This window comes from Pigmentiphaga kullae (assembly GCF_004216695.1).
Taxonomy (GTDB): domain Bacteria; phylum Pseudomonadota; class Gammaproteobacteria; order Burkholderiales; family Burkholderiaceae_B; genus Pigmentiphaga; species Pigmentiphaga kullae.
Window position 1 is genome coordinate 48672 of the sequence record NZ_SGXC01000002.1, and the last position, 12220, is coordinate 60891.

At 67.9% G+C, this 12220-nt stretch carries 13 protein-coding genes; 9 read left to right on the forward strand and 4 right to left on the reverse strand.

Translation table 11 applies throughout. The annotated features are described in order from the left end of the window. Positions 1-126: 126 nt before the first annotated feature. Both EV675_RS14450 and EV675_RS14455 read right to left on the reverse strand, forming a co-directional pair. A complete protein-coding gene (locus EV675_RS14450; protein ID WP_130358062.1) occupies positions 127-1608 on the reverse strand; it encodes an NAD-dependent succinate-semialdehyde dehydrogenase in 1482 nt (493 codons plus the stop codon). A gap of 69 nt (positions 1609-1677) precedes the next feature. Next, entirely contained in the window at positions 1678-2283 is a 606-nt protein-coding gene (locus tag EV675_RS14455; protein WP_165404614.1) for a DUF2242 domain-containing protein, read from the reverse strand. Between the two features lie 239 nt (positions 2284-2522). Here EV675_RS14455 and EV675_RS14460 point away from each other — a divergent pair, with 239 nt between their 5' ends. The 9 genes from EV675_RS14460 to dapA all read left to right on the forward strand — a co-directional run bounded on the left by EV675_RS14460 (position 2523) and on the right by dapA (position 10320). After that, complete coding sequence (locus tag EV675_RS14460) at positions 2523-3716, forward strand: urate hydroxylase PuuD (RefSeq protein ID WP_130358064.1); 1194 nt, start codon at positions 2523-2525, stop codon at positions 3714-3716. Between the two features lie 139 nt (positions 3717-3855). Beyond that, the gene (locus tag EV675_RS14465) at positions 3856-4539 is read left to right on the forward strand and encodes a GntR family transcriptional regulator (protein ID WP_130358065.1); all 684 of its coding nucleotides are present in this window, start codon (positions 3856-3858) and stop codon (positions 4537-4539) included. 250 nt (positions 4540-4789) lie between these two features. Beyond that, positions 4790-5725 (forward strand): fumarylacetoacetate hydrolase family protein, encoded by a 936-nt coding sequence (locus tag EV675_RS14470; protein ID WP_130358066.1) that lies wholly within the window; start codon positions 4790-4792, stop codon positions 5723-5725. Positions 5726-5776: 51 nt separating this feature from the next. After that, positions 5777-6781, forward strand: a complete 1005-nt coding sequence (locus tag EV675_RS14475) for an ABC transporter substrate-binding protein (RefSeq protein ID WP_130358067.1) — start codon at positions 5777-5779, stop codon at positions 6779-6781. Between the two features lie 9 nt (positions 6782-6790). Next, on the forward strand, positions 6791-7345 hold the full coding sequence (locus tag EV675_RS14480) for a VOC family protein (protein WP_130358068.1): 555 nt from the start codon (positions 6791-6793) through the stop codon (positions 7343-7345). Beyond that, positions 7342-8157 carry an ABC transporter permease gene (locus EV675_RS14485; RefSeq protein ID WP_130358069.1) on the forward strand — a complete coding sequence of 272 codons (816 nt, stop codon included), beginning with the start codon at positions 7342-7344 and terminating at the stop codon, positions 8155-8157. The genes EV675_RS14480 and EV675_RS14485 overlap by 4 nt, the downstream gene beginning before the upstream one ends. Positions 8158-8195: 38 nt before the next feature. Continuing rightward, entirely contained in the window at positions 8196-8597 is a 402-nt protein-coding gene (locus EV675_RS14490; RefSeq protein ID WP_130358070.1) for a VOC family protein, read from the forward strand. A gap of 11 nt (positions 8598-8608) precedes the next feature. Next, complete coding sequence (locus EV675_RS14495; RefSeq protein ID WP_130358071.1) at positions 8609-9403, forward strand: ABC transporter ATP-binding protein; 795 nt, start codon at positions 8609-8611, stop codon at positions 9401-9403. Between the two features lie 23 nt (positions 9404-9426). Then, positions 9427-10320 carry a 4-hydroxy-tetrahydrodipicolinate synthase gene (gene dapA, locus EV675_RS14500; protein WP_130358072.1) on the forward strand — a complete coding sequence of 298 codons (894 nt, stop codon included), beginning with the start codon at positions 9427-9429 and terminating at the stop codon, positions 10318-10320. A 108-nt stretch (positions 10321-10428) separates the two neighbouring features. On the opposite strand, the gene EV675_RS14505 is transcribed toward dapA, so the two are convergent. Further along, entirely contained in the window at positions 10429-11304 is an 876-nt protein-coding gene (locus EV675_RS14505; RefSeq protein ID WP_130358073.1) for an amidohydrolase family protein, read from the reverse strand. 81 nt (positions 11305-11385) lie between these two features. Continuing rightward, positions 11386-12087 carry a 4-carboxy-4-hydroxy-2-oxoadipate aldolase/oxaloacetate decarboxylase gene (locus tag EV675_RS14510; RefSeq protein WP_130358074.1) on the reverse strand — a complete coding sequence of 234 codons (702 nt, stop codon included), beginning with the start codon at positions 12085-12087 and terminating at the stop codon, positions 11386-11388. Between the last annotated feature and the right edge of the window lie 133 nt (positions 12088-12220).

Consider the following 12220-nt stretch of genomic DNA (forward strand, 5'->3'; position numbering starts at 1 on the left):
GCGCGACGTCCTGCGGCCGCGCCGGCCGGACCGTGGCGTGCACGCTCGCTGGACTACCCTCCTGTCGCTCCGCGACATCCTGCCCGAGGGAGGCCGCGCGCCCTTCGGGCGGCCGGGCGGGCGCGCTCATATCCCGCCCAGGCACACGTACTTCATCTCGAGGTAATCGTCGATGCCGTAGACCGAACCTTCGCGGCCCAGGCCCGACTGCTTGACGCCGCCGAAGGGGGCGACCTCGTTCGAGATCAGGCCGGTGTTGACGCCGACCATGCCGTATTCCAGCGCCTCGGCCACGCGGAAGATGCGGCCGATGTCGCGGCTGTAGAAGTACGAGGCGAGCCCGAACTCGGTGTCGTTGGCCAGGCGGATGACGTCGGCCTCGTCGCGGAAACGGACCACGGGAGCGACCGGCCCGAAGGTTTCCTCGCGCATGCACAGCATATCCTCGGACACGTCGGCCAGCACCGTGGGTTCGTAGAAGCGGCCGCCCAGCGCATGTCGCTTGCCGCCCGCCAGGATCCGCGCGCCCTTGCCCACGGCGTCCTGCACGTGCTGGTCGACCTTGGCGATGGCGGCCTCGTCGATCAGGGGGCCCTGGGCGACGCCGGCGTCGAAGCCGCTGCCCACCTTCAGGCCGCCGGTACGCTCGGCCAGCTTGCGCACGAAGGCATCGTAGATGCTGTCGTGCACGTAGAAGCGGTTGGTGCAGACGCAGGTCTGTCCGGCGTTGCGGTACTTGGAGGCGATGGCACCGTCCACGGCGGCGTCCAGGTCGGCGTCTTCAAAGACGATGAAGGGGGCCAGGCCGCCCAGCTCCAGCGATAGCTTCTTGATGGTGGGCGCGCTTTGCTGCATCAGGATGCGGCCCACCGGCGTGGAGCCGGTGAAGGTGAGCTTGCGCACCACCGGGCTCGCGCACAGCGCCTTGCCGGCGGCGATGGAGCGTTCGCTGTCGGCCGTCACGATGTTCAGCACGCCCGCGGGCAGGCCGGCGCGGTGCGCCAGTTCCGCCAGGGCCAGCGCGGACAGCGGGGTTTGCTCGGCGGGCTTGAGCACCATGGTGCAGCCCGCGGCCAGCGCGGGACCGGCCTTGCGGGTGATCATGGCCAGCGGGAAATTCCATGGCGTGATGGCCGCGCACACGCCTATGGGCTCGCGCAGCACCAGCATCCGCGTGCCGGCGGCCACCGGCGCCAGCGTGTCGCCGGCGATGCGTTTGCCCTGTTCGGCGAACCACTCGACGAACGAGGCGGCATAGGCGACCTCGCCCTTGGCCTCGGCCAGCGGCTTGCCCTGTTCCAGCGTCATCAGCGCGGCCAGGTCGTCGGCATGCGCCAGGATCAGTTCGAACCAGCGCCGCAGGATGGCGGCGCGGTCCTTGGCGGTGCGGGCGCGCCACGGACCGAACGCCGCCTGGGCCGCGGCGATGGCTTCCTCGGCCTGCGAGCCGTCCAGGTCGGCGACGCGGGCCAGCGTCCCGCCGTCGGCCGGATTGTCGACCGCGAAAGTGGCGCCGTCACGGGCGTCCACCCATGCGCCGCCTATGTAGGCCTGGTTTCTGAAAAGACGGGAATCCGCCAGCTGGGGCGGGGCGACAGGGCGATCCATGGACTCGTCTCCGGGCGTGGGGCTCCGTTCTGGAGCATCTCGTCCATTCTAGCGGATGGCCGCCTGCCTCTAGGGGGACCGGGGCTGTCCCTCGGGCGTCTTGGGGGCCGGCGCAGCGGCTTCGCCCTGCGGCGCCGGCGCGGTGGATGGCATGTACTGTTCCAGCAGCGCGAAGAAGCGGCTGTAGAAGTCGTCCGAGGCGATGGTCTCGCTGCCGGTCTTGACCATGGAGTCGTCCGACGAAGTGAAGGGCATGGACACGGAGCCCAGCAGTCCGACGCCGACACTGGCCGAGTTGTTGGTCTTCTTCAGCGCGAAGGTCGATTCGACCGCGTTGACGAAGGCGATCGACCGCGTGGTCCCGCCATGGTCGGGTTCGCAGACCAGACGGAAGGTGATCTCCTTGTAGTTGTCGCCGCTCTGGAACTGTTTGTGTCCTTCCAGCGAGCGCGGGCCCGCGTCGGCCAGCGTGTACCCCTGGCTCAGCAGCGAACGCTTGCCGGCCTCGCACACCATTTCCGGCGCCTTCGGATAGCCGCGCGAGTAGGTGTCGGTGCGGGCGAATTCGTTGCGGGTGTAGGCCAGCGGGTCGCTGGAGTGGGAACAACCGGCGGCCAGTGCGCCGGCCGTGGTCGCGCACACGGCGAACAGCCGAAGGCGGGAGACGAACATCATCGCGTACCTCCTGTACAAGCCCGGCGCGCGAGGGTCGCAAGATCCATTCCCAGGGTCCACGGGGCGCCGGCGGACGATATTGACAAGCCGCGGCGCGTCGGGTGAAGATGCAAACCGTAACAAGCGGGGGCCGTCAGGCCCCCGTTGATTGTACGGTCGCCGCGGCGCTTCGCATCTGGCGCGACCCGTTCTGCTCACAGCGCCCGCAGTGGTGAGCATTGGTCTCTGGCAGGAAGGGCATGGAAGCCTACATCCTTGATTGGGCCAATCTGCTGCTGCGTTGGCTGCACATCATCACCGGCATCGCCTGGATCGGATCTTCGTTCTACTTCGTCTGGCTCGACAACAGCCTGATGAAACCGCAGGATCCCGAACTGATCGAGAAGGGCGTATCGGGCGAACTCTGGGCCGTGCACGGCGGCGGCTTCTACAATCCGCAGAAGTACCTCGTCGCCCCCAAGCGCCTGCCCGAGCACCTGCACTGGTTCTACTGGGAAAGCTATTCCACCTGGATGTCGGGCTTCGCGCTGCTGGTGGCGCTGTACCTGTTCAACGCCCGGACCTATCTGATCGACCGCAGCGTGTTCGACTGGGGCCCCGTGGCCGCGGTGGTGGCGGCGCTGTGCTTCCTGGTGGTGGGCTGGCTGGTGTACGACATCATCTGCCGCGTCGCGGGCACCGACGAGCGCGCGGACCGCAAGGTCGGCATCGCGGTGGCGCTGTTCGTGGCGGCCTCCGCGTGGCTGGCCTGTCATTTGTTCGCTGGGCGCGCGGCCTTCCTGATCGTGGGGGCCATGATCGCCACCATCATGAGCGCCAACGTGCTCATGGTCATCATTCCGGGGCAGCGCAAGGTCGTCGCCGCCATGCGCGCGGGCGAGCCGGTCGATCCCATCCACGGCAAGCTGGGCAAGCAGCGCAGCGTCCACAACACCTACTTCACGCTGCCGGTGCTGTTCGCCATGCTGTCGAACCACTACAGCATGGTCTATTCCGCCCCCCACAACTGGGTGGTGCTGATCGCCATGATGCTGGCGGGCGCCCTGATCCGCCAGTTCTTCGTGCTGCGCCACAGGGGCATCACCAACCCCTGGTATCCGGCGGCGGGCATCGCGCTGTTGTTGGGCGTGGCCGTGGCGATCGCGCCGCCCGGCTTGGACAAGGCCGCCGCGCCGTCGGCGCCGCTGGGCGCCCAGGACATCGGACAGGTCCGGCAGGTCGTGGCGCAGCGGTGCCTGGCGTGCCACAACGCCCAGCTCGCGAACAAGGGCATACAGCTGCAAACCCCCGAGTTGCTCAAATCGCACGCGCAGGCGATCTACCAGCAGGCCGTGGTGCAGAAGACCATGCCGCTGAACAACGCCACGGGCATGACCGACGACGAGCGGGCCCTGCTGGCGCGCTGGTTCCAGGAGGGTGCGCCGGTACACTGACGTGGCCTGGGGATCGGAGGGGAAGAAGGGGGCTGCCGCGCAGCCCCTTTTCTCTCGTCGTCGGTGCTAAGATTGTATGCGGTAGGTTGTTTTTGTAGACAATTTCCGTATCGATACCATCCTCGCACAAGGTTCCCAGATGACGGACAAAGGACCCGGCAAGACGCTTTCGCAGACCGTGGCGGATCAACTGGCCGAAGAAATCGTGCGCGGCCGCTTCCAGCCTGGCGAACGCCTGGACGAACAATCCATCGCCACCCGCTTCAACGTTTCGCGCAGCCCGGTCAGGGACGCGCTGCGCCAACTGGCATCGACCCGGCTGGTCGAGTATTTGCCGCGGCGAGGTTTCTCCGTGGCGGTCATGGCCGAGTCCGACCTCGATGGCCTGTTCGAGGCCTCCGGCGAGGTCGAGGCGCTGTGCGCCAAGCTGTGCGCGCTGCGGGCGGCACCCAGCGACCGCAAGCGGATCGAATTCATTCACCAGCAGGCGGCCGATGCGGTGGCGCGCGGGGATTCCCAGGCCTATGCCGCCCTGAACGAGGAATTCCACGCGCTGATCTATGCGGGTGCGCGCAACAAGACCTTGCAGGAAATCGCGCTGGGGCTGCGCCAGCGGCTGGCGCCGTTCCGCGCGCAGGGCTTCTTCGTGGCCGAGAACCGGCTGCAGCATTCCCACGTCGAGTACGAAGCCCTGGTCAAGGCCCTGCTCGAGCACGACGGCGACGCCGCGGCGCTGGCCATGCACAGCCATGCGGCCAATTCCGCGATGAACGTCCTGCAGCACTTCGGCAGCGAGCGGCGTCCTTCCGCCTCGGCCGCCTGAACTTCCCTTCGGCTGTTCGTCCTGAACGCCATGTTTCCCCTTCACTGCCTGGCGAGGGCGCTCCATACCCCGGGGCGGCCTTGTTCTGGCCCCTGTTTTCCCATCTCCCGCCATCCGGCACCGCTTCCTTCGCGTTTCTCCCTATGCGCATTTTCTTGACCGTTTTGCGTGCTGGAAAATAAAATTGCACACAATTTATGGAAAGTGAATGCAAAGCTGTACCGGATTTCATCAACAAAGGAGTTGTGGAATGTCCTGGATTGCCCTTGCCACTTACCGCCGGTCCGACCGGCTGGCGCCCGCCCTGGTCCTGGATCAGCGCCTGTATGACCTGGATGCCGCCCTGGCGGCGGGATTGCCGGCCTTGCCCGAAGCCTGCCGCGGCGGCGTCGCCGACATGCTGGCGGCCTGGCCGCAAACCGCCCCCTGGCTGCGCGAGGCGGGCCCGGCGGCCGAGCGCCTGGCCGCCTCGGGCGCGATCCGTCCGGTGCCCGCCGGTGAACATACGGTCGCCGCCCCCTACGTGCCGCAGCGCATCTTCTGCGCCGCGTCCAACTACGCGTCCCATGCCAACGAGATGGGCACCGTGCTGGCCGCCAAGTCCCAGAGCAAGCCCTACATGTTCCTGAAGCTGTCGAACACCGTGGTGGGCGATGGCGACGTGGTCCAGCTTCCGCCGGAAACGGTCATGCTGGACTGGGAAGTGGAACTGGCGGCCGTCATCGGCACGCGGTGCCGCCGCGTGACGGCCGAGCGGGCGCTGGAGCACGTCGCCTGCTACACCATCCTGAACGACGTGTCGGCGCGCGACCTGAACGTGCGCTCCGACTATCCCTTCAAGCATGACTGGTTCCAGGGCAAGTGCCACGACACGTTCGCGCCGCTGGGCCCGTGGCTGGTGCCGTCCTGGCAGATTCCCGATCCCCAGGCCGTGCAGCTCAGGCTGGACGTCAATGGCGAGCCCATGCAGCAGGACAGCACCGCCAACATGATCTGGACCGTTCGCGAGCAGATCGCGTACCTGTCCACCATCGTCACGCTGGAGCCGGGCGACGTCGTGGCCACCGGTACGCCCACCGGCGTGGGCATGGGGCGGGGCATCTACCTGAAGGCCGGCGACACCATGGTCGCCTCCGTCGACGGCATCGGCCGTCTGTCCAACCAGGTGCAGGCCGAAAAGGTCTGAGCGCGCCGGGTAGTCGTGGTCATTCGCTGTACGACGTATGGAGAAGAAGACATGCAACCCTGCAAGCAAGGTTTCGCGGCGTGGGGCCGGGCACTGGGCCTGGCCGCGCTGATCGGCTGGGCAAGCGCGGCGCACACCCAGGAGAAGGTCGCCTACAACATGGCCTGGCTGCCCCAGGGCAGTTCCGTGGGCGTGATCGTCGCGCAGGAACTCGGGTACTTCAAGGAAGCGGGCCTGGACGTCAGCATCCAGCGCGGCTATGGCGGCAACCGCACCGCCAACGAGCTGGACCAGGGGCAATACGAGTTCGGCTACGTCGATCCCATCAGCCTGGTCCTGAACCGGTCCAACGGCGGCAAGATCCGCATGGTGGGCGCGCTCAACACGCGCTGGCCGGCCGGCATCTGCTTCGATACCCGGCGGCACAAGCCCAAGTCGCCCGCCGACATGAAGGGGCTGACGCTGGGCGGGGGCTCGGCCTCGCCGGTCCACAACGTGGTGCCGGCATGGCTGGAGCTGAACGGCCAGCCGCGCGACAGCATCCGGCTGCTGCGCATGGACCCGGCCGTCGTCGATGCCTCGCTGATCGAAGGGCGCATCGACCTGGCCGAATGCTGGCGCGCCAGCAACCGCGCCGTCACGCAGAAACAGGCCGACGCTGCCGGCGTGCCGCTGGGCTGGATCGAGTACGGCGACTTCGGCCTGGATGCCTACGGCAGCGGTTTCGCCGCCAGCGAGGACACCATCCGCAAGCGGCCCGACATGGTGCGCAAGTTCCTGAAGGCTTCCTACCGCGGCTATGAATATGCCTTCGCCAATCCCGAGCGGGCGGCCGATCTCATGGTCAAGATGTTCCCCGTCACCGACCGGGGCGTGGCCCTGGCCCAGATCCGCGACATGGCGGACCTGCTGGTCGATCCGCAGGCCAGGGACAAGGGGCTGGGCTACCTGCGCGACGATCGCATGCGTTCGACGGTGCAGTTCGTCGACAAGGCCTTCGGCCTGAACGGCAAGGTCAAGCCGCAGGACACCTATACCAACGATCTGCTGAAGTAGGAGGCAAGCATGGCGACTCGACCTTGCCCGCGCAGGCTGGGGCACGTCGTACTGAACGTGCGCGATCTCGCGGCCTCGGTGCGCTTCTACACCGACATCGTCGGGCTGGAGATCTCGGACTACATCGAGGATCAGATGGCGTTCCTGCGTTGCGGCCACGATCACCACGATCTCGCGCTGGCGCAGATTCCCACCGATGGCTCCTTGCGCGAGGCCACCTATGCGCCGGGACGCCCGGGCATGGAGCATTTCTCGTACGAGCTGGGTTCCCTGGCGGAGATCGAGGAAGCGGCGCGCTACCTGCAGGAGCAGGGCGTCGAGATCGTGCGCGGCATAGGCAAGCACGGGCCGGGCGAGAACCTGTTCCTGGTGTTCAAGGATCCCGACGGCAACTACTGCGAGTTCTACGCGGAAATGGTGCAGGTCACGCCCGAGCAGCCGCATGTCGCGCGGGTGTGGCGGAACGATCTCGCGGCCTTCGATCAATGGCATTTTTCCCGCTTCGTCGTGCCGGCCCCCGATTGGGGGCCCCGGGGCGGCGGGGAGCAGGAGGGGCAGGCATGAACGCGCACGTACAACCCACCACGCTGCCCACCGCCGAGCGGCGCGCGCTGCGGCTGCTGCCTTCCGGCGAGACCTGGCGCCGCGTGATCGATCCCGCGGTGTTGTGCCTGCTGCTGGCCCTGCTGTGGGAGCGCGCCGTCGACATGTTCGGCATCAAGCCCTACCTGTTGCCGCCGCTGTCCAAGGTGCTGGAAAGCCTGTGGACCCATCGCGCCGCGCTGGTCGTGCAATCCTGGGTCACGACCCAGGAGGTGCTGGCCGGCTTCGCGATGGCGGTCATCGGCGGCATCGCGCTGGGATTGGCCATCCATGCGATGCCCCTGCTGCGGCGGGCGCTGTATCCGCTGGTCGTGGTGTTCCAGGGGCTGCCCAAGATCGCGCTGGCGCCGCTGATGGTGATCTGGTTCGGCTACGGGGCGGCCTCCAAGATCCTGATGGCCTTCCTGTTCGCCTTCTTCCCGGTCGTGATCGCGACCATGGGCGGACTGGCCGGCACGCCCGCCCACCTGATCGAGCACTTCAAGGCCATCCGCGCGCCGGCCTGGACCACGTTCCGCCGCCTGTACGTGCCGGCGGCGCTGCCCTCCATCATGGACGGGTGCCGCTCGGCGATGCCGCTGGCGGTCATCGGCGCCATCGTGGGCGAGTTCGTGGGTTCGGACAGCGGCCTGGGCCACCTGATCCTCGAGGCCAACGCCAATGGCCGGACCGACTATCTGTTCGCCGCCCTCATCGTCGTGTCGGCCGTGGCCGGCCTGCTGTATCTCTTGGTCGAACTGGCGGCCAAGCGCATCTGGTGGCGAGGCTTCTGAGCCTCGCATCCATCTCACATCTTTCAGGAGCATTTCGCATGGCCAAGCTACGTCACATCGCCCTTGCCGTTCCCGATCCCGAGAAGGCCGCCAAGTTCTACAGCGAGGTATTCGGGCTGGAGATCGTCGAACCCACGCATTCGCCGCTGGCCGACGGCGTGTACCTGTCGGACGGCACGATCTGCCTCGCGCTGCTGAACTACAAGACCGACGATGCCGCCGGCCGCGACCGGGGCAAGGACTGGGTGGGCACCCACCACTTCGGCTTCTGGGTGGACGACCTGGACGAGCAGCGGCGCCGCATCGAAGAGCATGGCGGCACCTTCTTCATGGACTTGCCGCACGACAAGAAAAGCCTCTACTACGAGATGAAATTCCGCGACCTGGACGGCGTCGTGTTCGACATCTCGGAAGGGGGCTGGGTCGGGGCGCGCAAGTGAGAGCCGCGGCCATGACGGGCGGGGACGCGGGAGCCGTGCGGACCGAGACCGCCATCCAGGTCGAGCGGACCGCCAAGACGTTCCGTTCGCGCAACGGCGTGCGGGCGCTCGACCAGGTCGATTTCTCCATCTCGCGCGGGGAATTCGTTTCCATCCTGGGGCCGAGCGGCTGTGGCAAGAGCACGCTGCTGCGTATCGTCGCGGGCCTGATCCAACCCGACGCGGGAGGAGAGGTCCGGGTGTTCGGGCACGCCCAGACGCGCATGTCCAGCGACGTGGGGGTGGTGTTCCAGACCCACAACATGCTGCCCTGGGAAACGGTGGAGGCCAACATCCGGCTGGCGGCCGAGGTGGCGGGCGTGGCGCCCGCCGAGATCGACCGCCGGGTGGAGCAGATCCTGCCGGTGCTCAAGCTGGAGCGGTTCCGCCGCAACCATCCGCACGAACTGTCGGGCGGCATGCGCCAGCGCGCGGCCCTGGGGCAGATCCTGATCACGCATCCCAAGGTGCTGCTGCTGGACGAGCCTTTCGGCGCGCTGGACGCGCTGACGCGCGACCAGTTGAACGTCGAGCTGCTGCGGCTCTGGCAGGAGATGCGACAGACGGTGCTGCTGATCACGCACAGCATCGCGGAAGCCGTCTTCCTGTCCGACCGGGTGCTGGTCATGAGCGAAAGTCCGGGGCGCATCGTCGAGGACATGCGGATAGACCTGCCGCGTCCACGCGACCCGCGCACCACCAAGGAACAAGCCGCCTTCGGGCAATACGTCGGCCGCCTGGGCCGCCTCATGGGCGTTGGCGACTGAGATCGTCCTACACGGGAGTTCACATGCAGATTTCGAAGTTCCACGGCGTCGTGCCGGCCATGGCCACGCCTTTCACCCGCGACCATCGCCTGGACGAGGCCAGGGTGGGCGAACTGATCGAGGGCTATATCCGGGCCGGGGTGCACGGCATCTCGGTGGCGGGCAGCCAGGGCGAATTCTTCGCGCTGGATACCGACGAGCACATCCGGCTGCTGGAGCTGTCGGTGCGGGCCATCGACGGCCGCGTGCCGCTGTACGCCGGCACGGGCGGCGCGACCACGCGCAAGTCCATCGAACTGACCAAGGCGGCCGAGGCCCTGGGCGTGGACCTGGCGCTGGTCATCACGCCGTACTTCGCGCAGCCGTCGCAGGACGAACTGGTGGCGCACTACACGGCGGTCGCCCGCGCCACCCGCCTGCCGGTCATGCTGTACAACAATCCGCCGCGCACCAGCGTGAACGTGCAGCCGGCCACGCTGGCGCGCTGCATGCGCGCGGCCGACAACATCGTGGGGATGAAGGATTCCTGCGGCGACCTGACCCAGTCGGTGGAGTACCTGCTGACGGCGCCGCGTCCCGCGCTGCTGTTTTCCGGGCGCGATACGGTGGCGCTGGCCATGATGTTCCACGGCGGGCAGGGCACGATTTCGCCGGCGGCCAACGTCTTTCCCGAACTGATGGTGCGCATGTACGACGCGCTGAAGGCAGGCAACCACGACGAGGCGCTGCGCATCTCCAACGTGTTCGCGCCGCTGCGCGCGGCCTGGGCCTGGGGATCGTTCCCGGTGGTCATCAAGGAGGCCATGGCGCTGGCCGGCCGCGATGCCGGTCCGGCGCGTCCGCCCATCGCCGGCCTGGGCGAGAAGGTCCGCGCGGATCTGGCCGCGGTGGTGGAGCGGATCCGGGCGGCGACCTAGAGGAACAGGCGCAGGTAGGGGGGCGCCGAGCCCGAATGAATGGCCCCGGGGCGCGAAGTCCGCACGTCCGGGGCCGAGGGTAAAGCGTCGTCAATCAGTGCGCGGCGTTCAGGCCAGCGGCTTGAAGCGGTACAGCTTCTCGGGGTTCTCGACCAGCAGTTTGCGGCGCAGGGCGGGGTCCGGGCAGAAGTCCAGCATCAGGTCGACCAGTTCGCCGTCGTTGGGCATGTCCTTCGAGATGTTCGGGTGCGGCCAGTCGGTGCCCCACAGCACGCGGTCCGGCGCGGCTTCGATCAGCCGGGCGGCGAAGGGCGCGGCGTCGGCGAAGGGGCGCTTGCCCACGGACACGCGCTCGCCGCCGCAGACCTTGACCCAGGCCAGCGGGTTCTTCATCAGTTCCAGCAGGGCGCGGAAGGGTTCCTGGTCCAGGCCCTTGGCGGCCTGCACGCGGCCCATGTGGTCGATCACGAAGGGCACGTTGATGCGGTTGATGCGGTCGCTGTAGGTCAGGATGTCCTGCGCGTCCAGGTGCAGCACGACGTGCCAGCCCAGGCCGTCCAGGCGTTCGATGGTCTTGTCGAAGACTTCCAGGTCGGGTGCGCCGCCCAGGTGCTGCACGAAGTTGAAACGCACTGCGCGCACGCCGCCGGCGTCCATGTCGGCCAGTTGCTCGTCGGTCTCGGAGCCATTGACGATGGCCACGCCCAGGTAGCGGCCCTCGCTGCGGGCGATGGCGTCGAGCATGGCGGTGTTGTCGTCGCCGTGGCAGCTCGCCTGCACGATGACCGCGCGGTCCAGGCCCAGGAAGTCATGCAGCTGGCGCAGGCGCTCGAACGGGGCGTCGGGCGGCGTGTAGCTGCGGTCGGGCGCGTAGGGGAACTTGTCGGCGGGGCCGAAGACGTGGCAGTGGGCATCGCACGCGCCGGCCGGCAGGGCCTCGCGCGGTTTGATGGGATTGGGATCGGGTGCGGCGCAGGTTTTCATGGTTCAGCTTCAGGGTTCGGGGACTGCCGCGGCAAGCCGCGGCGGGGTCCGGTGGAGACGGGTCTCCCCCAGGGGGCGGTCTCAGCCGTTCAGTTCGTCCAGCGAGTCGACGTAGCGCAGGCCGGCCTCGGCCAGCTTGGGGCGCATGTTGTAGATGTCCAGGCCGAGGTCGCCGGCGGCCAGGCGGGCGCGCTTGCCTTCCTCTTCCTGCACGCGCTTGTCGGCCTTCTGGATGACGGTGGCGACCTGGGCATTGGGCACGATGGCCACGCCGTCGTCGTCGGCCACGATGGCATCGCCCGGGTTGACCAGGGCGCCGCCGCAGACGATGGGCACGTTGACCGAGCCGATGGTGGCCTTGACGGTGCCGCGGGCGTTGATGGCCTTGGACCAGACGGGAAAGCCCATCGCGGTCAGGGTGGCCACGTCGCGCACGCCGGCGTCGATCACCAGGCCGCGCACGCCGCGCGCCTTGAGCGAGGTGGCGAGCAGGTCGCCGAACATGCCGTCGGCGTTCTCGGTGGTGCAGGCCACGACCAGGATGTCGCCCGGCGAGCACTGCTCGACCGCGACGTGCAGCATCCAGTTGTCGCCCGGCTGCGCCAGCACCGTCACAGCGGGTCCGGCAATCGACGCGCCCGCGTAGATCGGACGCATATAAGGCCGCATCAGGCCGACGCTGCGCCCCTGCGCCTCATGCACCGTGGCCACGCCCTGCGCAGCCAGCTTCTCGGCCGCGCCCTCGGGCAGCGCCGGCTTCTTTCGTACGACTACACCCAGCATTCTTTTCTCCAGCGATCAAAGCACATCGAATTGTGGACCACGACCACTCAGCCAGCCCTAGCAACAAAACGCCAGTCTCCGCCAGCCCGGTAGTACCCCAGGGCACAGCGGATCCGGCTCCGCCGGTCCGCCA

Bases quoted from the DNA above. Each gene is read 5' to 3' on its own strand.
- EV675_RS14450 (WP_130358062.1), bottom strand. From the start codon at position 1,608: ATGGATCGCCCTGTCGCCCCGCCCCAGCTGGCGGATTCCCGTCTTTTC.
- EV675_RS14455 (WP_165404614.1), bottom strand. From the start codon at position 2,283: ATGATGTTCGTCTCCCGCCTTCGGCTGTTCGCCGTGTGCGCGACCACG.
- EV675_RS14460 (WP_130358064.1), top strand. From the start codon at position 2,523: ATGGAAGCCTACATCCTTGATTGGGCCAATCTGCTGCTGCGTTGGCTG.
- EV675_RS14465 (WP_130358065.1), top strand. From the start codon at position 3,856: ATGACGGACAAAGGACCCGGCAAGACGCTTTCGCAGACCGTGGCGGAT.
- EV675_RS14470 (WP_130358066.1), top strand. From the start codon at position 4,790: ATGTCCTGGATTGCCCTTGCCACTTACCGCCGGTCCGACCGGCTGGCG.
- EV675_RS14475 (WP_130358067.1), top strand. From the start codon at position 5,777: ATGCAACCCTGCAAGCAAGGTTTCGCGGCGTGGGGCCGGGCACTGGGC.
- EV675_RS14480 (WP_130358068.1), top strand. From the start codon at position 6,791: ATGGCGACTCGACCTTGCCCGCGCAGGCTGGGGCACGTCGTACTGAAC.
- EV675_RS14485 (WP_130358069.1), top strand. From the start codon at position 7,342: ATGAACGCGCACGTACAACCCACCACGCTGCCCACCGCCGAGCGGCGC.
- EV675_RS14490 (WP_130358070.1), top strand. From the start codon at position 8,196: ATGGCCAAGCTACGTCACATCGCCCTTGCCGTTCCCGATCCCGAGAAG.
- EV675_RS14495 (WP_130358071.1), top strand. From the start codon at position 8,609: ATGACGGGCGGGGACGCGGGAGCCGTGCGGACCGAGACCGCCATCCAG.
- dapA (WP_130358072.1), top strand. From the start codon at position 9,427: ATGCAGATTTCGAAGTTCCACGGCGTCGTGCCGGCCATGGCCACGCCT.
- EV675_RS14505 (WP_130358073.1), bottom strand. From the start codon at position 11,304: ATGAAAACCTGCGCCGCACCCGATCCCAATCCCATCAAACCGCGCGAG.
- EV675_RS14510 (WP_130358074.1), bottom strand. From the start codon at position 12,087: ATGCTGGGTGTAGTCGTACGAAAGAAGCCGGCGCTGCCCGAGGGCGCG.